Here is a 24347-nt window from a genome sequence, read left to right as displayed (position 1 = left end):
CAGCGGCTGTCACGGCTTGACTCACGGAAACGGGATTGATACCGATGTGGGTAATCGATAACCCAAAAGCGAACTCGTGACTGCTTCACTCAATGACATAGCCGCCCGCGCAGGCGTTTCCGTCAAGACCGTATCCGGCGCCTTGCATGGCGGGTCGGCGCGCATGTCGGAGGAAACACGTCAGCGGATCAAGGAGATTGCCGAAGAGCTCGGCTATGTCACCAACTTCGCCGCCCGCAGCATGCGGCAGGGCTGGATGCCCCTCGTCGGCCTCGTTGCCGATGACTTGATCACGTCGCCTTTCGCGACGGAGATCATCCGGGGGCTCGACGGGGCCGTGCGTGCGGCCGACATGGCGGTCTTTGCCATGACGCTCGGCGGCCATCGCAGCATAGCGTCAATCCTCGATGAGATGCGGCGCTTTCGCCCGCGCGCGATTGCCTGTGCCGCCATGTATCACAAGAGCGTCAACCTGCCGCCCGAGTTTACCGACACCGTGGGCGTCATGATCAACTGCCGGGATGCCAACGACCGTGTGACGTCCCTGGTGCCGGATGAAACGGGAGCGGCCGTTGAGATTACGAACTATCTCGTCGAGGCAGGCCGTCGTAATATCGCCTTCATCAATCTGCCGGGGCTTCTCGCCGGCGAGCTCCGCGAACTCGGCTTTCGCCAAGCGCTCGATCAAGCGGATATCGACGGAGCCGGCGCCATTGTCCTGCCCGCCGTCAGCAAGGCGATCTACAGCGACCGGGCCCACAGCCTCGTGCACGCGCAGGTGCATGATCTCATGACAGGTCCGCGACGCCCCGATGCCATCCTGTGCGGCAACGATCGCGTGGCCATGGAGGTCTATGCCGCCCTGCGCCGCTCGGGCGCCACCATTCCCGATGACGTCGCCGTCGCGAGCTTCGACAATCAGGTCGAGATCGCCTCGCGTCTCGATCCGCCGCTGACCACCATGGCGCTTCCCCATCGCGCCATGGGCCGCCAGGCTGCGCACATCCTGCTTGCCGAGGACCGGCCGCCGGTCGGAGTGCAGAAACTGCCGTTCCAACTGGTGGAGCGGGCATCCGTATAATTTGAGCCAGGCCCATTCAATTGAGGAGGAATTCTAATGGGTAATCGTTTACTTTGGTCTCTGATCCTGTTTTCGACTATGATAGCCCCATGGGCGCAGGCAGCCGAGAAGACTGCCATTCAGGTCATGCATCAGGGCGATCCGGGCTTCGTGGCCGCCTACGGCAAAGTCGCGGAACGCTTCGAGGCCGCAAATCCCGATATCGATGTCCAGTTCATCTATGCACCGCACGACGCATATAACGAGAAGTTCAGCGCGGCCGTCATGGCCAAACAACTGCCCGATGTCATGGAGCTCGATGCCCCGTTCCTCGCCAATTATGTCTGGTCGGGTTACCTTCAGCCCATCAAGCCGCTGATCGACAAGGATCTCCTTGACGACATGACGGAATCCAACATCGCTCAGGGCACGTACCCGATCGACAAGGATCTTTATGCGATCGGCCTGACCGATTCCTCGGTCGTTCTTTACGGCAATAAGAAATATCTCGAAGCCATAGGCGCCCGCATCCCGAAATCCGTGGACGATGCGTGGACGCGGGAGGAGTTCGAAAGCTATCTCGAGAAGCTTTCGAAGCTCGATGGCGTGAAATGGCCGATCGACACCTTTCGCGGTTACGGCATCAAGACCGAATGGATCACCTATGCCTATGGGCCAATCCTGCAATCGGCCGGCTGCGACCTGATCGACCGCAAGGTCTGGAAATCCGAGGGAACGCTCGACAGCGACGCCTGCGTCGATGCACTCGCCATGATGCAGAAATGGGTCAAGAACGGCTGGGTCGTGCCGCAGTCGGCCGGCACCAACCAGTTCTTTGCCGAAGGCAATCCGGCCGCGCTGGCGCTCGGCGGACACTGGGTCTATGCGGAGGCGGCAGCGACCATGAAGGACAACATCGTTGTCATGCCGCTTCCCAAGTTCGGCGCAAAGGGAGCGAGCCCCGACGGCACCTGGATCTGGGCGATCACGAAGACCTCGAAGCATCCCGATATATCAGGCAAGTTCATCAGCTTCCTGCTGAAGGACAAGGAGTTCCGGGCCTACGTCGCGAGCCAGTCCGGCTATCCCGGCTTGAAGAGCTTCGCAGCCGAGTCTCCGCTCTATGCCGATGGCGGTCCAATGGCGATTGCCTTCGAACAAGCATCGAAGACCGCCGTCGCCCGCCCGCCGCATCCAGCCTATCCCACAATCACGTCGGCCTTCATGCAGGCCGTCGACGAGGTGTTCAATGGCGGCGATGCCAAGGAGGCGCTGACATCCGCCGCCGAGAAGATCGACCAGGATATCGAGGACAATGACGGATATCCGCCGTTCGGTGACGAGCAGTAATCGCCGTCGTCGCTGAACAATCGGAGCCTTGCAATGTCTCCGCGCGACTTTGCAAGGCAGAACCGGCGTCAAGCCTGAGAGGAGGATTTGCATGGTCATGCAACAATCGACATCATCGAGACCCGCCCGAATGGCGCTCCGGCGTGACAAGGGGCGCCTGATGCAGGAAGCGGCCATGCTCGCGCCCGCGGTCATCCTGCTGACCGTCTTTCTGATCGTGCCGTTTCTGCTGTCCTTCTGGACGGCGATGACCAACCAGCCTCTGGTGCCGAGGCCGACGCCGGTCCGGTTCATCTGGTTCAACAATTTTATCCGCATCTTCAAGGACGACCTTTTCTGGACAGCCCTCTGGAACGTCTCGCGCTTCACCTTCTGGATCATTCCGGCCCAGTGCGGTCTCGCTTTCGCAACAGCCCTCCTGCTGCATCAGAACCTGCCGTTCCGCAATCTGCTGCGCGGCATGTTCTTCCTTCCGGCGATCACTTCGATGGTCGTAGTCTGCGTCATCTGGGGCACCCTGTTTCAATATCCCACGGGACCATTCAACCAGATCCTCGGCTTCCTTTCCGGCGGAGCGATCCAGCCGATCGATTGGCTCGGCGATCCCGAATGGGCGATGTTCTCGCTCGTCCTGCTCTCGGCCTGGCAGGCCTATGGTTTCCAGATGATCGTCTACCTCGCCGGCCTTCAGGGCATTCCCGACGAACTCTACGATGCCGCCAAGATCGACGGCGCGAACGCTCTCCGGCGCTTCTGGCACGTCACCATGCCCGGCCTGCGGCCGACCCATGTCTTCGTGCTCGTGATCACCACCATCCAGGCTTTCAAGCTCTATACCCAGGTCGCCATTCTCACGCAGGGCGGACCGAAGAGCAGCACCGAAACGGTGGTGCATTACATGGTCCGCGCCGGCTTCGAGGAGCAGAAGATGGGTTATGCCTCCGCCGTCTCCGTCATCCTGTTCGTGATCGTTCTCATCATCGCGCTGATCCAGCGCCAGCTCCTGAGGCGCTTCGATGTCTGATATCGCTCTCTCGATCCCGCAGGCCCGCGCAGCACGGCCTCGCTCCGCCGCCAGGGTTCTGCGCACCGTCCAGACGGTCTCTATTTTCATCATCGCCCTGGTGATCGTCTCGCCGTTGCTGCTCCTCGTCGTCGCGAGCCTCAAGGACGACCGGTTCCAGATCCTTGCCGACATGGGCAGCTTCCGAGCCTTCTGGGTTTCGAATCCAACGCTCTCCAACTATGCGGAGGTCGGCCACCTCTCGGGCGAACTCGCCTTCGGCCGATACCTCATCAACTCTCTGATCATACTGGCCACCACGGTTTGTTCCGGCCTCATCGTGAATTCGATGGCCGGTTTCGTCCTGGCTTGGGGATCGCTCCGTGGCCGCGGGGTCATTCTGTCGGTCGTGATCGCGCTCTATGTGATCCCGCAGGAAAGCATCATCATGCCCCTCGTGATCATGGTTTCCAGGGCGGGAATATCCGACACCTTCGCGGTGCAGATCGTCCCCTGGATCGCGAGCCCTCTCTATATCTTCCTGTTCTACCAGTTCTTCACGCAGCTGCCGAAGGAGCTGCTGGAAGCTGCCGAGATGGATGGCGCATCCTTTTTCCGGGCTTATCGCTCCATTTTCCTGCCGCTCAGCCTGCCCGCACTCGCCACCGTGTCGATCCTGATGGGTATTGAGACCTGGAACCAGTATCTTTGGCCGATCCTCGTGACGCAGACGGATTATGCCCGGCCGATCGCGGTCGCCATCGCGACCTTCTTCGGCCAGGACAGCATCTACTGGGATCGTGCGATGGCCGCCTCCGTATTGATGATGATCCCGATCCTGGGGCTCTACCTCGCATTCCAGCGCTGGTTCGTGAGTTCCTTTATCGGCTCTGCCGTGAAAGGTTGAAATATGACAGATCAAGGGATTTCTCCGACCCATGAAAGCGGGCCGGAGACGATCAGCGCAGCACTCCCTGCAGGAACCACGATCCATGCTTGGATCAAGGCTTCGCACGGGGGCGCTCGGGGAAGGCTGAGCGCCCATGTCGATGGTAAGCCGGCCGGTGCCGTCGAAACATCAAATCCCCATGAATTCGAGTTTCGGCGGCTGACGCTGGAGAGCGGCGGGGAGACCGCCTTCACCTACGACGCCGCTGCGACAGACGTCTCGCTTGTCTATGCCTTCTCTCAGCCCCGCGTTCTCGACGAGGGCATCCGGCTGTTGCATGTCAGGCCTTCGAATGCCGCGCCCGATATCACCGGCGGCTATCATTTCCGCCCGCCTTTCGGCTGGATGAACGATCCAAACGGTTTCGGAAGATTCGACGGCAGGGTGCACCTCTTCTATCAGCACTATCCCCACAGCCTTCGGTGGAACAACATGCATTGGGGGCATGCGGTCTCGGAGGATTACCTTCGCTGGACGCATCTTCCGATCTTTCTTCACCCTTCGGACGAAATCGCCGCGCGGGCGGATGGACGCGGCGGCGCATTTTCCGGCTCCGCGATCGCGCTTGAGGGCGCGGGCGTTCGCATCTTCTTCACCGAACATATGAAGGACCGGGAACCGGAGGAGCAGGTTCAGTTCACGGCCACCAGCCGCGATCTTGTCACTGTCGAACCCGCACACCTGATCCTGCCTGAGCGGCCCGCGGGTCTGGGGCTGACGACCGACTTTCGCGACCCCTATGTTTTTCCAGGCCCCGACGGCAAATGGAAGATGCTGCTGGGCACGCGAGACCGCGAGGGCGGCGTCATCCTGCTTTACGAAACGGACGACCCGGCTGCGGCGGTGGGATGGACCTTCCTCGGCATGCTCCATCGCGAGAACCGCTTCGGGATGACCGCAGCGGAGTGCCCCTGCATGGTTCCCCTCGATGGTCCCGTGAACGAGCCGATGACGCGTTGGGCTCTGATTTTCGGCCTTCTGACCAGCCGCGACCCGGCAACAGGCCGGCGCAACATGACGCTTGCGACCATTGGCCGTTTCGATGGCCGCGCGTTCTCCGTGGAATTCGAACAGGAGCTGGATTTCGGCACCGACGCCTATGCATTCCAAGCCTTCGTCGATGGCAGCGGCCCGGTCGGAATCGCATGGCTCGCAAACTGGACGGACGTCTCCAAGGAAATCGACATGCCGACAGCCATGACGCTGCCGCGCCGGCTGGCGTTGCGTCAGGGGGCGCTGATCACGCCGCCGGTTACCGGTGTGGAAAGCCTGCGACAGCGCCGGCTTGATGCCCATGGCCTTCTTGACGGCCGGAGCGTCGATCTTGCTGACGGCTGCGTCGAAATCCTGCTCACCCTCCAGGAGGCGGGCAACGCGTTCCACCTTGCATTCGATCATCCCGAGGCGGCGGTCGCGGTTCAGCTGACCGACGATGGGCTGAGCATTCACTTTTCGGTGACGAATGCCAAAGCGTCGCCGATCTACATCGCCGCCGGCGCACGGCCGTCGACCATTCGGCTGTTTCTCGATGCAGGTTCGATTGAAGTCTTCGCCGACGATGGCCGCTGGACCGGAACCAAGCGGCTGCCTGGCTTCAAGGGGATAAGCTCGATGCGTCTATCGGCGCCCGAGGGCAATGTGCGCGCCGCCGAAATCTGGCAGCTCGGTCTTTGATCTCCGGGGCAACCCGGACAAAAGCACGGCCGCCGGGGCGCGGCGGCCGTTGCGAAGGAGAATAGCGCTCTTAGCGGCTTAGGCCGCCTTGCCCTTGCCTTTCACATTGGCCGAGGACTCGGCGAGTTGCGTGAGCTTCTTGTCGGTTGCTTCTTCCTCGGCAAGCGTTGCCTGCAGCAGCGGCACGGCATCTTTGAGGCCGAGCTGCTTTGCCCAGGCGATCAGTGTGCCGTAGCGGGCGATCTCATAATGCTCGACGGATTGGGCCGATGAAATAAGGCCGGCGTCGAGAGCGACCGTGCCCTTGAACTCGTCCATGATTTCTTCAGCTTCGGCGATGATGCCCTGAATGGCTTCACAAGTCTTGCCGCGTGCCGGTTTGCCGATCATTTCGAAAACCTGTTCCAGGCGTTCGACCTGCGCCTGGGTCTCGTCGCGATGCTGCAGAAAACCGGCCTTGCCCTCTTCCGATTGCGCCGCGCGGGCCATCTTCGGCAGAGCCTTCAGGATCTGCTTTTCGGCGTAGTAGATGTCCTTGAGAGTATCGAGAAACAGGTCGTTCAGAGTCTTCTCGGTTGCCATTTAGTCCTCCTATGGCGTGTCGTGACGACGATCAACTCTCGCATGGGCCGGATGTTCCGGTTGGAAGTATGACGCCCCCGTAGCCGGAGGCGTCATCTCTATCCGGCCAAGGAAGAGGCCGTCCGACAGGGTCGAGACGGCGATCACCGAACGATTGCGGCACGCCGTTGTTCCCATCCCCGAGCCGGCGACGAGTTGGCGGCCCAACCCGGACTTTTGTCCGGTATCGTACGGCAACGAATAGGAAGCCAGCGACTTTCCTTTTCATTCCAGGAGAGAAAAATGGCCTACTCGTCTTCAGTACGCTCTGCCTCGCATTGCAAAGACAAATCCGTTATCGAACGGGAGATCGTCGAACTTACGCCGGCATTGCGGGCCTTCGCGCGACGTTTCCTGCGCAGCGATGATGACATCGATGACCTCGTACAGGAAACCTTGCTGAAGGCGCTGAACTCGCTTCATCTCTACCAACCCGGCACTTCGCTTAAATCCTGGCTTTTCACCATCCTGCGAAATACGTTCTGCACCAATTATCGCCGGCAGAAACGCGAGCCGGCTGGAATGGACGCTGCGATGGAACAGGTCGCGATCGCGCCCACACAGGAGTGGGTGCTGCGGGAGCACGAACTGCAGCGGGCATTGACACTTCTTTCAGACGATAGGCGCAGGGCTCTGACATTGGTTGCTGCCGGAACGAGCTACGAGGAGGCCGCGAAAATGTGCGGGTGCCGGATCGGCACCTTGAAAAGCCGTGTGAGCCGCGCCCGCGAGTGCCTGGTTGCGATGCTCGGAAACCATCTCGTCGATTGATCGCGTGGCACCGGCCCGCACTCGCATCGACCGGCGAGCGGAACAAGCTGTCATGGCCGTGGTGCCTAGGTCTATAGGTTCGGCCGATCGAATCGGTATGGGCAACCGCGGCCAGGCTGGAGAGTCATGATCGCGCGAAGCCACGCAATCTTCCCCAGAGTAAACCGCGCCGGATGGATCGATACGCTACGAGTGATCACGACGGTCATGGCTCCGACCGTGGCCAAGGGCATCATCATTCGCCGGCCGACAATGGAGCGGCTGGCGCAGCGGCAGGGCTTTGACACAAAGGCCGTGCAACAGATGCAGCGGCTGAAAAATAAATATGGTCCAGCCCCTCTTCTGCTACCTATCCCATTCCGACCACAGCTGCTGATACTGAACCCGGGCGATGTCGCCACGGTGCTCCAATCTTCGCCCGAACCATTTGCCGCGGCAACCGCGGAAAAGCACGCGGCTCTTGCTCACTTCGAACCGAAAAACGTCCTTATCTCATCGGCTCCTCAGCGGGCCCAGCTTCGGCCGGCTCATGAACACGCGTTGGCAACCGCAGATCGGCTGCATCCATATGCGACGCAGTTCAAGAATATCGTCGAAGACGAGTTCTCGCAGGTTCTGACCGGCATCGGATCCGGCCGCCCTTATGAGCTCGATTGGCCGGCTTTTTCGCAGACTTGGTTCCGGGTCGTCCGGCGAGTCGTCCTTGGCGAGCGCGCCCGCAATGACGTCACATTGACCGAGACCCTGAACGAACTTCGAGGCAGGGCGAACTGGGCATTTGCCCTCCCGGTCGATCAGCGCAAGCTTGCCCGGTTTCATGAGCAAGTCGGTCGCTATCTCGGAGAGCCGGAAAAGCATAGTCTCGTGAACCGGTTTCCCAAAGGCGATCAGCTTGCTCCGGAGAATCAAGTGGCGCAGTGGCTGTTCGCCTTCGATGCAGCCGGAATTGCCGTTCTAAGGACGCTGGCGGTACTGGCCTGCCATGTGGGTTACTGGAGCAAAGCCGTGGAAGAGGCGATGGGCCGGGAGCTCGATCGCCCCTTCACACGCAGTTGTCTGCTCGAGGTCCTGCGGCTCTGGCCGACGACGCCCGTCATCCTCAGGCAGCTGGCCAAGGATATCAAGTCAGGAAACAGGGTCATTGCTCGCGGCACGGGCGTCATCATCTTCGCCCCTTTCTTCCATCGAGATCCTGCGCTTCTCTACGCCAATCGGATGGAGCCGAGCATCTGGGGACAGAATGATGCCTTGCCGAGCGCCGGGCTGGTGCCCTTCAGCGCCGGTCCCGTCATTTGCCCGGCACATAACCTCGTGCCGATGATTGCAAGCTTTGCCGTCGGCACGTTCCTATCGGCCGCCGATATTGTGCTGCTGCAACCGCCTTTGACCGTCGGCGACTTACCCGGAACCCTCAACCACTTCGACATCCGGTTAAAACTGACTGCGCGACGCAGGCAGAAATAGATGTTTACTCGATGGCAGTCGCAGAGACTGAACGTCTCTCCGTGCCGGCTCGCATCCTTGCGTTACGTCGGGGTCGAGACGTAGAGCAGAAAGGGCGAGCGACCCTTGCTGCGATAAGAGCGACTACCACCCAACGGTTTTCACGCCATTCCGCTGCCGTTCAGCACTCAGCCGGTCCGACGGATTGTGTCGTCCTTCGGCCATTTTTGTTAGGAACTCGCTCCCTTGAAATCGCGTGGATGGTCGTCGCTCTGATCGTCTAGTTCCACGAGAGCGTAGCGCCGAGCACGATCAAAAGTCCGACCAACACGATGGCTCCCAAATAGATCATAAAAGCGCGACGATCCGATTCGTGGTTCATCTTTCTCTCCTTCGGCCATCGAACCAGGCGAAACCCGGAATGTTCCGGTCAAGAAAGCAAGGCGGGATCTACCAGCGGAGCAAGCGAGGCCCGGTCACAGCGCCGACAGCACCGAGGATGAGGATGCCGAGCGTGTACCAGATCAACACGAAAGGCATACCGTTTTCGGTGCAGAACCAGGAATAGACCCAAGCGCCGGCTCCTCCTGCGGCAATACCGGCGACGAAGCCCGTCAGCCGCAGATCCACCGGCGCCGCCCGGCGCAGTGCCCAGACCGTGCCGGCATAGACGGGGAGCGCAAAAGCGACAATGAGCGGCGGGCAATGCAGCGCTGAAGAACCGAAGATCAGCAACTGATAGCTCTCGATCGGCGCCATAAGGAGCTGGGTGGCCGCGACGGCCGCCATGGCGGCGAAGATCAACGCCAGCAGACCGAAAAAGTGTCCCTCGAAACCATCGGGGCGGGCAAGCCGAAAAACGGCTGCGAAGGCGGCGGCCGCGATCAGGGCGTTATAAGCGGACTTGATCCAGAAGACCGGCAGCGTCAGCACGCCAGGCATATCGACCCGGGGACCGAGAATGATCAGCATCAGCAGCAGGGAGAGCCCGAGGGCCGGCGCTATGCCGAGCGCAAAGCGGCGCCATAGCGCGTTGCGCGGCACCGGCTTCAGGTCGCTTGCCAAGCGTTCGATGATATCGTCCGTCTTCGTCACGATGTGCCTCGCAATCTCTCTCCGAGCACCTTGAGCGCCCGATGGATGCTCACTTTCACCGCAGATTCGGACTGGCCGGTCCGGCTTGCGGCGTCGGCGACCGAGCTGCCTTGGAGCTTCACTTCTCGGATCAGTTGCTGCTGTCGCAGTGGCAAGCCGTCGAGCAACCGCTCGACATCCATGCGGGCAGTCAGCCTATCCTCGCTGAAGTCGCTTTCGATCTCGTCATCGAGCTCGGTCTCGACCAACCTGCGTCTGCCGCGGCCTCGATGATGGTCGACCAGCTTGTAGCGGGCAATCGAGAAGAACCAGGCGGTAAAAGGTCTTTCCCGGTCATAGGTGGATCGGCGGGAATGCAGTGCCAGCAACGTCTCCTGCACCAGATCTTCCATGTCCGCTCTCGTCGCCGCAGCCATCCTGCGGCTGTAGTAACCGACGAGCAGCACGCGCAAAGCCGCGAGCAAACGCCGATAGGCAGCCTCATCCCCGTCGAGGGATAGAAGCATCAATGCTTTCAGGGCTTCTTCCGTATGGGCGGTGGTCATGCTGTCAGAAGCTCATTCGTAAAATCAGGCAATCGGTTACAGCGACAACCATATTTTTTTCACTACAGCTCTATCACATGCACGTGAAATTGTAAGGCATGGCGAGGCGCCGAGAGCGATGACTGGGCGATGCAGATCACCCGAATATTGCGTCGAAGGCGGTGGATGGGATCGGCAAATGCGGGCTCGGATGGTCGATAATTTCAACGTGCAGATTTTCTGAGAGGGCCAATCAGGCGCTCATATTCCTCCTCTGCCTTGCCGTAGGCATCGGCAGCGAAGTCCTCCAGACCGGCGCGATCTCTGACGATCACGAGACCGCGGACAGAGCGGATGAAACGGTTCCCCTCGAGTAGATGCAGCGCCGTCGTGACGCTCGGCCGCCGCACCGCAAGCATCAAGGCGATGAATTCATGCGTCAGCGCGAGCTCGTTTCCGTCGATCCTGTCGTGGCACATCAAAATCCAGCGTGCCAGCCTTTCGTCGATCCCATGAACTGCGTTGGAGAGTGCGGTGAATCCGGCCTGGACCGCGAGAACATGCACGCTTTTGTGGAGCAGGTTGGCAAACACCGGCTGCGTCCGCATCAGACCGACCAACTTGCTTTGTGGCAGCCGGTAGGCGCAGCCCGGCACCTGAACAGCGACTTCCAAGATACTGACGGGCGCGTCTATCGCTGCCGCCGTTGGCGCAAACGCATCCCGCCCGAACAATCCCGCCTCAACGCGATTGCCCTCCGGAGAGACGTTGATCACCGAGCCGACTCCTGAACAGGGAAAATAGACATGCTCGATCGTCGCACCGGCTTCGACGATGATGAAACCGCGGGGTGTGGCGCAAGGTTCCAGATGAGCGACAACAGCCGAATACTCGTTCTCCGGCAGGAGTGCGAGCAGACGATTCTCCTTTGGCCGCATGTTCATATCTGCAACTGTCACTCTCCGGCAGGTGCGGGCTCTCAGATCGCGCTTACCGGCTCGCCAGCCGGCCAACCCTGACCAACTCGCAAATTTCGCTTTGGTTCCGCTCTTGCAATAGCGCGGGGCGGCATGCGATTAGGCTCGTCGGGTCGTGGCGCGCAAAATACGTTGGATTCTAAACCTTCGCTGTCTCGCCCGCTTCGCGCAGCGAGAGGAATTTTGTGGTGAGAGCCACCAGATTGTCGTTGATCCATTCCGCCATTGCCAGTTCTTCGGCCAGATTTGCCTGAAGGCCGGTTACGGCGGCGCCGTGTCCGCCGGCTTCGGCGATCACCAGCAGCGACTTGTAGGCCGCGGCCTCGAAATTCTCGAAGGCATAGTTGGCGAAGGCATTTTTCAGGATTTCATCGCCGGCGACCGTGTGGCCGAGCGCCGCCATAGATCCCGTGAAGGAAAGCGCCAGGTCCTTGAGCGTCGACTTGTCCTCGTTCAATCCGTCGAGAATTTCCTCAAGGCGGACGATCTGCCCGTCGGTTTCGCGGATATGCCGATCGAGCTTTTCGGCGACTTCAGGATAGTTCTCGATCCGCTTCAGCTGCGGCTTCATGATGCTCAACGCCTGGTTTTCCATCGCGTGCGCATTTCTCAAGCCAATGACGAAGATGTCCCGGATTTCATTCTCTGCCATGTCGGCCTCCTTTTTTTCGGAAGGCCTAACTGCAATATTTCGTCGCGGTTCCCTCGACGCCACGAAAGTGCCGGGAACTGTCGCCCGGCCCGGTGGTTGGGCTGCATCCGAAATTATCCGCCGAGCCCAACAGACCTGGAGACGATAATGAGGCTGACATCCAAGCTTTGCCTTCTCTTCCTGCTTGCCGCACCCGCCTTCGCGACCGACGGCGCTACGCGGCAAAAGGCGACCGATTTTGCCACGCGCGCCGCCCTAACGAACATGTTCGAAGTCGAAGCGGCAAAGATCGAACTTGCCAAAGGCAAGGCCGAAGAAGCCAAACAGTTCGCCAGCGACATGCTGAAGGACCATGAGCGTGCGGGTTCGACGCTGGCCGATGCCGCCAAGGAGGACGGCATCGCGCTGCCAGCGGCTCTCGCCGACGAGCACAATAAGAAGCTCGAGGCGCTTAGCCAGAGCGATCAGGAAAACCTCGATCAGGCCTATCTCTCGACGCAGCTGACCGCGCATCAGGAGGCGGTGGCGCTCTTCGCGGACTATTCGCAAAATGGCCCTGACGGTGCCCTAAAGCGCGCATCGCAGAAAATCCTGCCGGATCTCAGAATGCATCTGACCAAGATCCAGGGGCTGACGTCGAAGTGAAGGCGGCGGCGCCAGGCGCAAGCGAAACGGCGTTCACCCGCGAAGAGCTCGCCGGCGCCCGCAGACTGAACGCGGTCCTCAACCTTCTTCCGCGCTATCACACCGGCCGGCGCTGGAATGCCAGGACGGTGCAGGCTGTCGTTCGCGCGATCCATTTTCTGGTTCCGGACCGACTGTCGCGCTGCGATGGAGCGATCAGCCGCACGATCGCGGCCGGCGACAGGCAGGTCGGCCTCAGGTTGACCCGTCCCGTCGGCGCCCGCCGCGGCCTCTACGTCCATTTCCATGGCGGCGCCTGGGTGATGGGCAATGCCCGCCTCGATGACGGCATCACGCGTCCGATCGCCAGAGACTGCCGCATGCTCGTGGCCGGGATCGATTTCCACAATGCCGCCGACGACCGGCTTGACCTTGCTCTTCAGGACAGCAAGGCGTCCGTCGAATGGCTGGCCGATCATCTTGCCGAGTTCGAGGTCGAGCAGATCATCCTCGGCGGCGAGTCCTCGGGCGCGCATCTCGCCGCGGAAGCACTTCTTCATCTTAGAGCACGCGGTAAGGCGGAGGCCGTTGCCGGATTCGTATCCATGTGCGGCGCGTTCGACCTCGGTGGATCCCGAAGCCTGCGGCTCTCGACCGGCAGAAGCCTGGTGATCGACCGGCCATCGGCGCTGCGCAATCTTCAGCGCTTGACGTCGAGCCTCTCCGGGCGTGAGGCGAAGGGCCCGTTGTTTGCCGATCTCTCGGGCCTGCCTCCCGCCCTGATGGTCGCCGGGGCACTCGATCCGATCCTCGACGACAGCATCTCGATGTATGAGCGATGGCAGAGCCAAAACGGCAATGCCGAGTGCGTCGTCTTTCCCGAGGCCCCGCATGGCTTCAACCGGTTCCCGACCAAGCTGGCGGCCCGAGCAAACAGCCTCGTTAGGACTTGGATGTCGCGAACACTCGACCGCAATGCAAGCGCGGGTGGTGGCCGGTAGCGCGCCGCTCGCCGGTCTGTACGCTATGGCACAATGTATTGCTCAATGATTCTAGTTGGTTAGGTTCGCCCGCAACAAAGGCCGCATTATCGCTGATGCGCGGGTGAACATGGATAATCAACACTTGAACTTTCGGAATGAACTTTTGCGCGCCATGGGGCCGCAGGAGCGGGAACTTCTGCTCCCGCATCTGGAGCCTGTCGACCTCGAGGTCCCGTTGGTTCTCGAAATGGAAAATAGTCCTGTGAGCGACGTCTATATTCTCGAATCAGGGCTTGCCTCGATCGTGGCGAGATTTCCAGGAGGGCGCGATATCGAAGTGGGAATCGTCGGCCGCGAAGGCATGACCGGTGCGGCAGTCATTCTCGGTGGCAATCAGTCCGCGAACCGGACGTTCATGCAGGTCTCCGGCCATGGTTTCAAATTGCCGGCGTCGGTTCTATCCGCAGCCATGGAGGAAAGCCGGCCCTTACGCAGCCTGCTTCTCGCCTATGTTCAGGCGCTGCTCGCGCAGACGACGTCGACGGTGCTGGCCAACGGCCATGCCAAGCTCGAAGAGCGCTTGGCGCGATGGTTGCTGATGGTTCACGACCGGACGGATGGCGCGACCATCTGGCTGACTCATGAATTTCTGGCGGTGATGCTCGGCGTGCGCCGCGCCGGCGTCACGGTCGCTCTGCACCTCCTCGAGGGCAAGGGCCTGATCCGGTCTACGCGGCGACAGATCGTCATCCTCAATCGGCCGGGATTGATCGAAGAGGCGCACGGAGCCTATGGGGCAGCCGAGGAGGAATATCGGCGGCTGATCGGCAAAGACCTCTCGCGTTGATGGACGTAACCCATCGCAGGATATCTTATTGCCGCGCCCTCCGCTGCTTTTCAGAGGCATGCCAGGCGGTATCGATACTGCCTTCTTCCGCCTTGTGGAAGAATTGCGAGCAGACGAGCCAGCCTTTCAGCGGCCTAAGAATGAGGACGCAAGCAATCACGGTGATCGGCACGGTGACGAAGAGGTGCATCCAGATCGGCGGTTCGAACGTGAACTGGAACCACAGTGCGAAAGCCAGTGAGGGGACGGCGACGATGCTCATCGCGAAGAAAGCCGGCCCATCGGCCGGATCGGCGAAGCCAAAATCCAGCCCGCAAACGTCGCAGCTCCGGGCGAGCTTGAGGTAGCCTTTGAACAGACGGCCGCGCTGGCACCGCGGGCAGCGGCCCAGAATCCCTGTGAGAGCCGGGTTGGTTGTGACCTGATGTTCGCCAGAGATATGTATTTCGGGTTCCATTCCCTTCGAACTTCGCCCGAACGAGCAGGTTCCAGAATCCCACATCATTCGGAAGCACAAATGGCGCGCTCAGGCTTTTCCGAGCTCATCCCGATCCCGGCGTAACGCTTCGCTCGTCCTCGTCAGGCAACGAGCCGGCTCCTGGCGTTTTGGTCTCGTCGATGAGATCTTTCTTGGCGTGAGGACCTGCCGGTGGATATTCCTTCACCTTGGCGGGCTGCTTTTCGTTTCCGCCAAGCTGGGTCTGCGCGCTCTTATTATCCTTCATGAGCTGCTCCTAGTCATTCGACGGATGACGGGCCGGCCGCGCCGCTTTCCGACGATCCCGCCGCAGCCGCGGACGGCGTCGTTTGCGTCAATGCCAGACGGCCGACCGACAGCAACTTGTCCTCTTCGGTGACGCCATGGCGATAAAGGCTGATCAGCAAGGCTGCGATCTCCTGCATGTCAGGGGCGCGCTGCGACTTGCCGGCCTCGCGGCAGATCTCGTTCAAGACGGCCTGCAGATGGTGGAGATCGGTTGAATCAAGCGCTTTCAGATGAATGGACTGAGAATCGAGCATCGCGTCTTCCCTGGTCCCGGAAGCTGTCATTAGGGAGCGATAATGGGACTCAATTGCGGCTGAGACAACTCCGCTTCATCAACTGTACGAAAGCGAACAACTCAGTGGTAGTAGGGCGAATCCCCCCCGAACAAGGCGCCGATCACCGCCTCGATGTCGGAACCGCGCCCACTGAGGACAAAGCCGCCGAAAGACGTTTCGGATTGCTCGCCATGGGCAAAGATGAATGGAACCCGGCGCGTCTCCAGCCATTCGTTCATCCAGAGCATGGCTTCGTCGGAAATCGTGACGTCGATAATCACGGCGTCGAACACAAGCCCCTCGCTCAGCCTCTCCATCGCGCTGGCCACGACGACGGGACCGGTGAGCAGCGCCTGGCGCGCGATCAATGCCTTTCTGGCACGATCCGAAAGGAAACCGGCTTCCCCGATGATAAGGATCGTCTTGCCGGCGGCCGAGCTGAGCGACTTCATTGGCGGACGCCTAATGTAATCCTGGCTTTAGGGTGATCATCTGTCCATGGCGGTTCAACATCAGGCGGTCCGCGCCCGCGCCATGCCTACCATACTCGAACTCGTCTTGCGACGATCATTTGTCGTGACTGCCGAACCCTATGGGGTCGTCTTGGTTCCCCGGTGAGCCGCATCCAGGCGCCGCTGGCCTCCTCGGTACGCTTCCGCACCAGCTGTTGAAATCGAAGACCCGAAGATTAGGATCACCTCATGCAATCGGGAGGAATGGGGATGATCCAGCACTCGGGAATCACCAAGCCGGCGCTGCAGCCTGATGACGTGGCGATGCTGACCGCTGTGCTTCGCGAATGGTGCCGCGAGAAATCCTACAGCATGGCCGGCCCGGAGGCGCAGCATGTCGCCAGAGAGCTCGTGTCCTGGTTCGAATGCGGCATTCGGGAGAAGCGCAGACTCTCTGGCCTGGTGCGACATGTGCATCTGGATTTGGAAAATCCACCAATTGCAGCCGATGCGCCGCTTTAGCCTGTCCGAGGCGCGAAGCCAGCCAGGCGGCAGAGGATGATGGCCGGCTGGCGACTGCCAGCCTCGCCTTGATTCCGCATCTGCAAGAGGATGGCGAGGCGCGATGTTATTGCCGCCGCCGGAACCAAACCACGAGCTATGGCTTAGATTCTGCAACGGTGAGTCGGCTGATGCCAAGGTTTTACTTCAACGTCGTTTCAGAAGCAGGCACGGTCGTCGATCTGGAAGGCTCGGAACTGGCGACGCTTACGCATGCCAGGCGGGAGGCCGTCCAGGATGCACGGGCGCTGATGAGCCAGGCGGTACTTAGGGGCAAGGACATTTCGAGCAGAAAAATACATGTCTGCGATGAAGAGGGAAACGTCCTCATGATCTTGCACTTCGCTGAGACGATCAGAAACTGCGGGTAGGGCGGCGGACCGACAGCCCGATCAATCGTTTATATTCGCGTTCGGGAATGCCGCAGCTGCCGGCGGCGATCTCTTCCAGCCTTTCCCGCACGAGGATCCTGACATTGGCGCGCGTCGACTTGATCGCTCTCAGCCCTTCAATGACATGCAGCTCGTTTGTCACCCCTCGCGCGGCGCACGCCGAGCATGAGCGCGAGAAATTCCTGCGTCAGCGGCAGATCATTGCCGTTCAGCCGGTCGTTGCACATCAACAGCCAGCGGGCGAGCCGCTCGTGCATGTTATAGCGGCCGTTGGCGAGAGCCGACTGGGCGAGATGTATATCGCAGCAATGCACGTATTTCAGGAAAAGATTATTGGCGGCCAGCATGCGCTTAAATCTTTCCAGGGACACCTCAAAGCCGGCTCCCGCGACCTGGATGAAGGTCCGGTTGGGGGTCGCGTCGTCTTCAGCAAGACATGCGATCCCGCCATGCCCTCATGTCCTATATGTCCAACCTCAACGACTTCGTCTTCGGCATTCGACGCCACCATCGATGCCAGGCCGCTCTCGATGAAATAGACCTGGGCCTTGGGTTCGTCGGCTTCGACGAGGACTTGTTTCAGCGGCAGCTCGATCATATCGGCGTCAGCGACAATCATGTCGAACGCATCAGCAGGAACGGCCTTCAACAGCAGGTTTTGAATTTTGCGCTGAACCGGTGTGACCATGACCGTCTCCTGCCGGAGGGAGCCCGCGCTCATACCGACAGGTCTTCACGGTAGTGATAAATCTATGCGCCGAAACGGCATACATAGCCATCTGCCTGAGACCCTCTATGCGTTTTTGACAAAACGGACAGGCGGAGAAACTAATCGTTGTGGATAGTCAGGGATCAGCAATAGGCAAAGAAGCTACGACGGTGTGTCGCACCACTCCTCATCCAACCCTTTTGGATCCGATCTTCCACCTCGTGAGAAGCGGAGCTTGCCGCCTGTCCTGTTTCAGAAATCCGTCGAGAAGGGTCAGACGCCGCTGCGAAACGCCTCGCGGCGGCCGATGAGGCGACCTCACGGCAGGCGCTTCAAATAGTCCATCACGCTTCCCTCGGGAACCGGATCACGAAACCGGTACCGGGCTGCCTGTTTTCCATGTGAAGCTCGGCTTTCAGCTGCTGCACGAGAGCGCGGACGATCTTCATTCCGAGGCTTTTTCCGCCATTCTCAGGGGATAGCACTTCCAGAGGCAGACCTTTTCCGCAGTCAGCGACCTCAAGTACGATTTCTTCTCCGAGGCTGCGGGCGCTGACAGTGACGGTGCCTGTTCCGTCAGGATAGGCATGCTTGACAGAATTCGTCACCAGCTCGTTGACGAGGAGCGCGACCTGGATGGCGCGGTCTGCATCTACCATGCATGGATCGGCATCGACTGACATCATGTGTCGGGTGGTCGACTGCTGCAGGCGATGGCAAAGGCTCGACAGGAAATCGGCAAGGTCCACCGTTTCGATCTGCGGCTGGCGCCACAATTGGTCGTGTACCTCGGCAATCGTTCCGACACGCGCCTCCGCATCACGCAGGGCCTGTGCGACCTCCTCCTGCTTGGCCGAACGGGCCTGCATGGCGAGCATGGCCGCGACCAGCGCCAGGCTGTTTTTAACCCGATGGCTCATTTCGCGCAGCATGATTTGCTGGTGCTCTTCTGCGAAATGTCTCTCCGTATCGTCGCGGAGCACTTTGAGATAGCCGGCGCGCTGGGCACGCAGCGGCATGGTTAATCCACTGCCCCAGAATGTCGATCCATCCTTACGCAAATGAAACCGGTCATTCTCCGCGCGGCCGTGCTCGGCCGCCGCGTTCATCTCGCGCTCCAGGGCGCCACCGTTTCGATCTTCCGCGACGAAGAGAATGCGTGCATCGCGACCGAGTATCTCGCCTTCCTCATAGCCAAAGATGCGGCAGGCTCCCGTGTTCCAGCTGATGATCCGCCCCTCACTATCAATAGCGAAGATCGCATAATCGATTGCGCTTTTGAGAATGAGTTGAAGCCGCTCCTCGCTGGCGCGCAAGGCTTCGTCTTCATGGAGTCTTAGTGTCCGGTCGCGGACGATTTTCATCAGGCCGTAGACTTCGCCGGTATCGTTGCGAAGCGGCATCATCAGCCCTGACGCCCAGAATGAACTGCCGTCCTTCCTGATGTGCCAGCGATTGTCGCCGGCGCGGCCGGTTGCGAGCGCAAGCCTGATTTCCTTGAGAAGAACTCCGTCAAGCTGGTCCTCGAACGAAAAGATGACGGCACTGTTCTGCCCGATGATTTCGCCCGCCGTATAGCCGAAAAGATTCTCCGAGCCGGCGTTCCACGTCAGGACAGTACCGTCGCGATCCATCGCAAAAATTGCATAATCCCGGGCGCTCTCGACGATGTGCCGATAGATTTCCGACTCATCGCTCGGAAAGTGAAATTGATCCATGCCAGCGCCCCAGAGATTGCCGTCAGCTACATTAGCACTTGCTACAGCAATTTCTCCGCCGCGTGCGGTTGCGTACAAATCTCGCTCACGTGGACCTTCGTTCGAGGACGGCAGTTTACGCTTGGGTGCCTTGCAAACGGCCTTTCCGCAGTTCATAATTCCAGTACGGTCGAGCGCATCTTGTGGCGCTGGCGGCCGGGAGACAGTGTCCTCTTGCCAAACAAAGGGCAGAGCGATGCGAGCGTTTGAAAGCAGAAATCTCATTCTATCGCAGTTGGCGGATCCGGAGCTTCTGGCACTGGAGCGCATACTGGAACCGCTTCCTCTTCCTCGGGATTTCGAACTCGTTCATCCGGGCACGCCGGTCAGTTACTATTATTTTCTGGAGAGCGGCATCGCCTGCATGGTCGCGACGAGTCCCGAGGGCAGGAAAGCCGAAATCGGGGTGCTTGGCAGGGACGCAATGTCGCCGCCGGCCCTGACGGTGGATGCAGAGCGATTTTCGTTCGACGTGATGATGCAGGTCGGCGGTCATGGACGCCGTGTGGACGCCGGCGCGTTGGCATGTTTCCTGGTCGACCGCCCCCCCGTTCGCCGGCTGCTTTCGCACTTTGTACATGCCTTCTTCGTGCAGGTCGCCAACAACGCGCTGTCCAACGCCGTTCATAAGATCGACGTTCGCCTGGCGAAGTGGATTCTGATGTGCCACGACCGCCTGGAAGGGGAAGAGATCGAAATCACCCATGAATATATGGCGACGATGCTCGGCGTCCGGCGCTCCAGCGTTACCGATGCACTGCATGTGCTTGAAGGCCGACATTTCATCTACTCCAGCCGAGGGATGGTGATCATCCGCGATCGAGCTTCCCTGGAGGCCTTCGCCGCCGATGCCTATGACGTCCCAGGCATATCGAGCCGTGATTGGCCGCAAATCAGCCGCCGTCCCCTGGCGATATACCGCTAACCCACCTTGCGACCGCAAATCGCTGCAAACGTTTGCCTGACATACTCCAGCCGGCGAGAACGAACGCCTTATGCCGGCGCCCGCTGTCACGAGCAATCGCGGCGTATCCGGCGGGCTTCCCACTCTCTGTAAGGTCTCAACATCCTGCCCGGGATGGCGCTCTCGGCCAAAACGATCTGGGCGAAGACCGTGTCGCTCGGCGCAGCCGGTCCAAGGCTTCGCTGCGGATTTCCAACTCGGCCATGAGTTCGAAAAGCCCTTCATCGGTCATTGCCTCAAGAGCTGAAGCGAAGGCGCGCTCCGACACAGCCGCAAAATTTGTCACAATGAACCCTCCTGCCGCCGTATCTGCCCGCTCGGTCTCATCGCTCGCGCGGGAATTGGCGTCACACATACATCACTGCCCCGGCAGATCCTTCTCGGTCGTCGCTGCGCCCGGAAGCCTGTTCTGCGATCCCTCCCGGTCGGACGCGCGCATCGGGGCCGTGGGTTCGCTGGCGACGTAGACGCCGAGCCCAAGCGCGCCGATGGCAACGATAAAGGCGCCGGCGATGGCGGCGACCGACCGGCGGCCATCCTGCTTGATCATTCCGAAAGCGAGCGCAATCCCGAGAAGGGCTGCTCCTCCCGCCACGGCAAAAAGCCAGATGTAATTCATCGTCATGCTCCTGATATCAGGCCACCCAACCCGTAAAGATGGCCAAGGTTCCCGCAATTTCCGCCATTTACGGCCGGGCGGCGCTTGAGCTACATCTTAGGAAAACGCGACCGGAATGGATGAAGCAGCATGGCCGACAGAACCCAATCTTCCGGCATCCTGAGACCGCTTGCGGCAATCGAGGCTTTCTGCAGGCAGATCCTGACCGCATCAGGCGCCGACCGGCCAACCGCGGAGGCCGCCACCAGGGCAATGATGCATGGCACCTGTCACGGCATCGACAGCCATGGGGTGCGGTTGCTCGCCCATTATGTGAAGGGGCTGGTCGAAGGCCGTCTCAATCCGCGCCCGAAGCTGACGCTCGCCAATAGCCTTGGCGCCGTCGCCTCGCTCGACGCCGATAATGCCCATGGCGCGCTCGCGACCTACACCGCGATGGATCACGCCACACGACTGGCGGGTGAGTTCGGCATCGGTGCAATCGCCGTCCGCAATTCCTCGCATTTCGGCCCGGCGGGCGCCTATGCCATCGACGCCGCCGAACGCGGCTTCATTGGCTTTGCCTTCTGCAATTCCGACAGTTTCGTACGCTTGCATGACGGGGCGATGCGCTTCCACGGCACGAATCCGATCGCCTGCGCCGTGCCGGTGAAAGGGCAAAATCCCTGGCTCTTCGACATGGCGACGAGTGCCGTGCCGTATAACCGCGTGCAGCTCTATCGAAGCCTCGGCCGGGAACTGCCCGCCGGCGTCGCCTCCGACGAGCGGGGCTACGACACCAGAGACCCTCAGATCGCCGACATGCTGGCGCCGCTCGGCGGCGAGTTCGGCTTCAAAGGCGCAGGGCTCGCCGGCATTGCCGAAATCCTCAGCGCGGTGCTAACCGGCATGAAACTCAGCGTCGACATCGCCCCCATGCCAGGCCCTGATTTCTCGACGCCGCGCGGCCTCGGCGCTTTCGTCATCGCCCTCAAGCCCGGCGCATTTCTTGACATCGACAGTTTCGATGCGGCGATGACGCGTTATCTTGACACCTTGCGCAATTCCCCGGCACGCGAAGGCTTCAAGGTGATGGCGCCCGGTGACCGGGAATGGGCTGTGGCCGCGCAACGGCAAAAAGCGGGCGTGGAGCTTGATCCGGTCACGGTCGAATCCTTCAAGGCGCTTGGCGCTGCTTACGGGATCAACGCTCCTGTCTGAGTTTCATGCGGCGCATTGACGCACAACCCCGACGGTGATATCCATGTCTTAATTGGTCAGGCCAGTTGACCAGCTGCGCGCTTGAGGAGAAGCCGCCGGGAGGCCAGAATGTTTTCGCCCGTTGAATCGCGCCGCCTCTACAGGCAGGTGGCCGATCAGATTCGTTCGATGATTGCCAGCGGTGAGCTCGCGCTCGGCCAGAAGCTGCCGGCCGAGCGCGAGCTCGCGGAACAACTGTCCGTCTCGCGCCCGACCGTGCGCGAGGCGCTGATCGTTCTCGAGGTCGAAGGCCTTATCAACATCCGCATGGGCTCCGGCATTTATGTCGCGCACCGGCATGCCATCAGCATGGCGGCAAGCGAGAACGAGCCGGTGGAGGGGCCTTTCGAACTGCTGCAGGCGCGCGCCATCATCGAATGCGCCATAGCCGAGGAAGCGGCAACTCGAGCCGGACCGGAAGATATCGCGGTTCTCGACGAAGCGCTGCAGCGCATGAGCGGCGGCGTCAACGATGCGGCAACGGTGCTGGCGGCCGACCGGGCCTTTCACACCGGCATTGCCGCCATTATCGGCAATGCCACATTGATCCGCGTGACGGGCGAGATTTTCGACATGCGCATGACGCCATACTTCGCCAAGCTGGCCAGCCACTTCGAGGGGCCGACGACATGGCGTATCGCCGTCGACGAGCACCGGGCGATCCGCGATGCGATCGCCGCCGGCGATGGCGCAGGCGCGAAGGCTGCGATGCGCACCCATCTCACCATGTCGCAGAAAAGATTTTCCGAGAGCTTCGGGGAGGAGTTCTCGGGAGAGGAGGAGCGGGGCCGCGACAAGGCATCCGCCAAAGGAAGCACCAAGACTTAAACCCGAGTTCGGGAGGAGAGAGCGATGAAGAGCAGACTGGCAACAATACTTTGCACCGCGGCCGCGATCCTGGCGTCGACGGCGATCGCGCATGCCGAGACCGTATTGAAGTGGGCGCATGTCTATGAGACTTCCGAACCGTTCCACACGGACTCCGTCTGGGCGGCCGGAGAGATCAACAAGCGCACGAACGGGCGTTACAAGATCGAGGTCTATCCGGCCTCGCAGCTCGGCAAGGAAGCCGACATCAACCAGGGCCTCAAGCTCGGTACGGTCGACATCATCATCTCAGGATCGAGCTTTGCGGCGCGCGACTACAAGCCGATCGGCGTGACCTATTTCCCCTACATCTTCCGCAATCCCGATCACCTGATCGCCTATACCAAGAGCGATGTCTTCAAGCGTCTCGCCAAGGGCTATGAAGACAAGACCGGCAACCACATCACTGCCGTCAGCTATTACGGCACGCGCCATACGACCTCGAACAAGCCGATCGCCAAATGCGCCGACATGCAGGGCCTGAAGATCCGCGTGCCCGACGTTCCGGCTTATCTTGCCATGCCGCGCGCCTGCGGCGCCAACACGACGCCGATCGCCTTCGCCGAGGTCTATCTCGCCTTGCAGAACGGCACGGTCGAGGCGCAGGAAAATCCGCTGACGACGATCGAGGCGAAGAAGTTCTACGAAGTCCAGAAGAACATCATCCTCACCGGCCACATAGTCGATCACCTGAACACCGTGGTCTCCAAGACGCGGTGGGCGAGCCTTTCCGACGAGGACAAGAAGATCTTCGGCGAGGTCATGCAGGAGGCTGCCGAGCGCACGACCAAGACGATCGCCGGCAAGGAAAACAGCCTCGTTGCGACCTTCAAGGATAAGGGTCTCAACGTCGCCGAGGTTGATAAGAGCGATTTCGAGAAGAACGTGATGGAAAAGGTGAAGTTCGAGGACTTCGGCTACGAAAAGAGCGATTGGGAAGCGATCCGGGCGATTCAGTAGGAGCCTCAGAGCGCTGCCAACCCTCATCCGGCTGCCGCCACCTTTTCCCCGCCGGCGGGGAGAAGGGACAAGCTGAAAACCTTCCGCCCCCCTCTTACCCCTCGCAGGGCAAGTCCCCTCTCCCCAGGCGGGGAGAGGGTTAGGGTGAGGGCGGCCTTCGGCACGAACAGGGCAGCAGCGGCACAACGCTTGTCAAAAAACTGAAGTCGCGCC

At 60.6% G+C, this 24347-nt stretch carries 27 protein-coding genes and 1 pseudogene; 16 read left to right on the top strand and 12 right to left on the bottom strand.

The features are described from left to right. The first annotated feature begins 76 nt into the window (after positions 1–76). From J2J98_RS22005 to J2J98_RS21985, 5 genes are all read left to right on the top strand, one after another. Complete coding sequence (locus tag J2J98_RS22005; RefSeq protein ID WP_207603449.1) at positions 77–1081, top strand: LacI family DNA-binding transcriptional regulator; 1005 nt, start codon at positions 77–79, stop codon at positions 1079–1081. Between the two features lie 36 nt (positions 1082–1117). After that, entirely contained in the window at positions 1118–2410 is a 1293-nt protein-coding gene (locus J2J98_RS22000) for an ABC transporter substrate-binding protein (RefSeq protein ID WP_207603448.1), read from the top strand. A 91-nt stretch (positions 2411–2501) separates the two neighbouring features. Then, positions 2502–3434 (top strand): carbohydrate ABC transporter permease, encoded by a 933-nt coding sequence (locus J2J98_RS21995; protein WP_207603447.1) that lies wholly within the window; start codon positions 2502–2504, stop codon positions 3432–3434. Continuing rightward, positions 3427–4320, top strand: coding sequence for a carbohydrate ABC transporter permease (locus tag J2J98_RS21990; protein ID WP_064708394.1), 894 nt, complete (start codon positions 3427–3429; stop codon positions 4318–4320). The genes J2J98_RS21995 and J2J98_RS21990 overlap by 8 nt, the downstream gene beginning before the upstream one ends. Before the next feature lie 3 nt (positions 4321–4323). After that, positions 4324–6036, top strand: a complete 1713-nt coding sequence (locus J2J98_RS21985; RefSeq protein ID WP_207603446.1) for a GH32 C-terminal domain-containing protein — start codon at positions 4324–4326, stop codon at positions 6034–6036. A gap of 78 nt (positions 6037–6114) precedes the next feature. On the opposite strand, the gene J2J98_RS21980 is transcribed toward J2J98_RS21985, so the two are convergent. Continuing rightward, on the bottom strand, positions 6115–6618 hold the full coding sequence (locus J2J98_RS21980) for a YciE/YciF ferroxidase family protein (protein WP_064708392.1): 504 nt from the start codon (positions 6616–6618) through the stop codon (positions 6115–6117). Between the two features lie 282 nt (positions 6619–6900). Between J2J98_RS21980 and J2J98_RS21975 the strand changes: the two genes are divergently transcribed. Then, positions 6901–7428 (top strand): sigma-70 family RNA polymerase sigma factor, encoded by a 528-nt coding sequence (locus J2J98_RS21975; RefSeq protein ID WP_064708391.1) that lies wholly within the window; start codon positions 6901–6903, stop codon positions 7426–7428. Positions 7429–7554: 126 nt separating this feature from the next. Further along, positions 7555–8892 carry a cytochrome P450 gene (locus J2J98_RS21970; protein ID WP_138394654.1) on the top strand — a complete coding sequence of 446 codons (1338 nt, stop codon included), beginning with the start codon at positions 7555–7557 and terminating at the stop codon, positions 8890–8892. 429 nt (positions 8893–9321) lie between these two features. Here J2J98_RS21970 and J2J98_RS21965 read toward each other — a convergent pair whose 3' ends face one another. From J2J98_RS21965 to J2J98_RS21950, 4 genes are all read right to left on the bottom strand, one after another. After that, a complete protein-coding gene (locus tag J2J98_RS21965) occupies positions 9322–9966 on the bottom strand; it encodes an NrsF family protein (protein ID WP_138394655.1) in 645 nt (214 codons plus the stop codon). Further along, on the bottom strand, positions 9963–10511 hold the full coding sequence (locus J2J98_RS21960; protein ID WP_138394656.1) for a sigma-70 family RNA polymerase sigma factor: 549 nt from the start codon (positions 10509–10511) through the stop codon (positions 9963–9965). Before J2J98_RS21960 ends, J2J98_RS21965 begins: the two co-directional genes overlap by 4 nt. Before the next feature lie 203 nt (positions 10512–10714). Then, positions 10715–11428: a Crp/Fnr family transcriptional regulator gene (locus tag J2J98_RS21955; protein WP_138394657.1), complete on the bottom strand. Its 714-nt coding sequence runs from the start codon at positions 11426–11428 to the stop codon at positions 10715–10717. A gap of 178 nt (positions 11429–11606) precedes the next feature. Then, entirely contained in the window at positions 11607–12119 is a 513-nt protein-coding gene (locus J2J98_RS21950) for a ferritin-like domain-containing protein (RefSeq protein WP_064708386.1), read from the bottom strand. 147 nt (positions 12120–12266) lie between these two features. Here J2J98_RS21950 and J2J98_RS21945 point away from each other — a divergent pair, with 147 nt between their 5' ends. The 3 genes from J2J98_RS21945 (at position 12267) to J2J98_RS21935 (ending at position 14573) form a co-directional block, all read left to right on the top strand. Next, the gene (locus J2J98_RS21945; RefSeq protein ID WP_207603445.1) at positions 12267–12764 is read left to right on the top strand and encodes a DUF4142 domain-containing protein; all 498 of its coding nucleotides are present in this window, start codon (positions 12267–12269) and stop codon (positions 12762–12764) included. Next, positions 12761–13744 (top strand): alpha/beta hydrolase, encoded by a 984-nt coding sequence (locus tag J2J98_RS21940; RefSeq protein WP_138394659.1) that lies wholly within the window; start codon positions 12761–12763, stop codon positions 13742–13744. Before J2J98_RS21945 ends, J2J98_RS21940 begins: the two co-directional genes overlap by 4 nt. 109 nt (positions 13745–13853) lie before the next feature. Beyond that, entirely contained in the window at positions 13854–14573 is a 720-nt protein-coding gene (locus J2J98_RS21935; RefSeq protein ID WP_138394660.1) for a Crp/Fnr family transcriptional regulator, read from the top strand. 25 nt (positions 14574–14598) lie between these two features. Here J2J98_RS21935 and J2J98_RS21930 read toward each other — a convergent pair whose 3' ends face one another. The 4 genes from J2J98_RS21930 to J2J98_RS21915 all read right to left on the bottom strand — a co-directional run bounded on the left by J2J98_RS21930 (position 14599) and on the right by J2J98_RS21915 (position 16066). Next, a complete protein-coding gene (locus J2J98_RS21930) occupies positions 14599–15030 on the bottom strand; it encodes a DUF983 domain-containing protein (protein ID WP_259664255.1) in 432 nt (143 codons plus the stop codon). Between the two features lie 85 nt (positions 15031–15115). Next, positions 15116–15298 (bottom strand): hypothetical protein, encoded by a 183-nt coding sequence (locus tag J2J98_RS21925; protein WP_064708381.1) that lies wholly within the window; start codon positions 15296–15298, stop codon positions 15116–15118. A 13-nt stretch (positions 15299–15311) separates the two neighbouring features. Beyond that, positions 15312–15593, bottom strand: a complete 282-nt coding sequence (locus J2J98_RS21920) for a hypothetical protein (protein ID WP_138394661.1) — start codon at positions 15591–15593, stop codon at positions 15312–15314. 101 nt (positions 15594–15694) lie between these two features. Then, entirely contained in the window at positions 15695–16066 is a 372-nt protein-coding gene (locus tag J2J98_RS21915; RefSeq protein WP_064708379.1) for a response regulator, read from the bottom strand. 270 nt (positions 16067–16336) lie between these two features. Here J2J98_RS21915 and J2J98_RS21910 point away from each other — a divergent pair, with 270 nt between their 5' ends. Together J2J98_RS21910 and J2J98_RS21905 are read left to right on the top strand one after the other, a co-directional pair. Then, positions 16337–16588 carry a hypothetical protein gene (locus J2J98_RS21910; protein WP_207603444.1) on the top strand — a complete coding sequence of 84 codons (252 nt, stop codon included), beginning with the start codon at positions 16337–16339 and terminating at the stop codon, positions 16586–16588. Between the two features lie 170 nt (positions 16589–16758). Beyond that, positions 16759–16998, top strand: a complete 240-nt coding sequence (locus J2J98_RS21905) for a DUF6894 family protein (RefSeq protein WP_064708377.1) — start codon at positions 16759–16761, stop codon at positions 16996–16998. Here J2J98_RS21905 and J2J98_RS21900 read toward each other — a convergent pair. Together J2J98_RS21900 and J2J98_RS21895 are read right to left on the bottom strand one after the other, a co-directional pair. Further along, positions 16982–17707: pseudogene (locus J2J98_RS21900) on the bottom strand (Crp/Fnr family transcriptional regulator). The gene J2J98_RS21905 and the pseudogene J2J98_RS21900 sit on opposite strands and share 17 nt — an antisense overlap. A 365-nt stretch (positions 17708–18072) precedes the next feature. Continuing rightward, positions 18073–19446, bottom strand: a complete 1374-nt coding sequence (locus tag J2J98_RS21895) for a sensor histidine kinase (RefSeq protein ID WP_138394662.1) — start codon at positions 19444–19446, stop codon at positions 18073–18075. 235 nt (positions 19447–19681) lie between these two features. Here J2J98_RS21895 and J2J98_RS21890 point away from each other — a divergent pair, with 235 nt between their 5' ends. Then, positions 19682–20410, top strand: a complete 729-nt coding sequence (locus J2J98_RS21890) for a Crp/Fnr family transcriptional regulator (protein ID WP_138394663.1) — start codon at positions 19682–19684, stop codon at positions 20408–20410. Positions 20411–20807: 397 nt separating this feature from the next. Here J2J98_RS21890 and J2J98_RS21885 read toward each other — a convergent pair whose 3' ends face one another. Continuing rightward, positions 20808–21068 carry a hypothetical protein gene (locus J2J98_RS21885; RefSeq protein WP_064708374.1) on the bottom strand — a complete coding sequence of 87 codons (261 nt, stop codon included), beginning with the start codon at positions 21066–21068 and terminating at the stop codon, positions 20808–20810. Between the two features lie 129 nt (positions 21069–21197). Here J2J98_RS21885 and J2J98_RS21880 point away from each other — a divergent pair, with 129 nt between their 5' ends. The 3 genes from J2J98_RS21880 to J2J98_RS21870 all read left to right on the top strand — a co-directional run bounded on the left by J2J98_RS21880 (position 21198) and on the right by J2J98_RS21870 (position 24134). Then, positions 21198–22268, top strand: a complete 1071-nt coding sequence (locus J2J98_RS21880; protein ID WP_138394664.1) for an Ldh family oxidoreductase — start codon at positions 21198–21200, stop codon at positions 22266–22268. 108 nt (positions 22269–22376) lie between these two features. After that, positions 22377–23135: a FadR/GntR family transcriptional regulator gene (locus tag J2J98_RS21875; RefSeq protein ID WP_138394665.1), complete on the top strand. Its 759-nt coding sequence runs from the start codon at positions 22377–22379 to the stop codon at positions 23133–23135. A gap of 24 nt (positions 23136–23159) precedes the next feature. Beyond that, positions 23160–24134, top strand: a complete 975-nt coding sequence (locus J2J98_RS21870; RefSeq protein ID WP_207603443.1) for a sialic acid TRAP transporter substrate-binding protein SiaP — start codon at positions 23160–23162, stop codon at positions 24132–24134. The last annotated feature ends 213 nt before the right edge of the window (positions 24135–24347 follow it).

It is taken from the genome of Rhizobium bangladeshense, assembly GCF_017357245.1.
GTDB classification, from domain to species: domain Bacteria; phylum Pseudomonadota; class Alphaproteobacteria; order Rhizobiales; family Rhizobiaceae; genus Rhizobium; species Rhizobium bangladeshense.
This window is presented reverse-complemented; position numbering and strand designations above follow the sequence as displayed.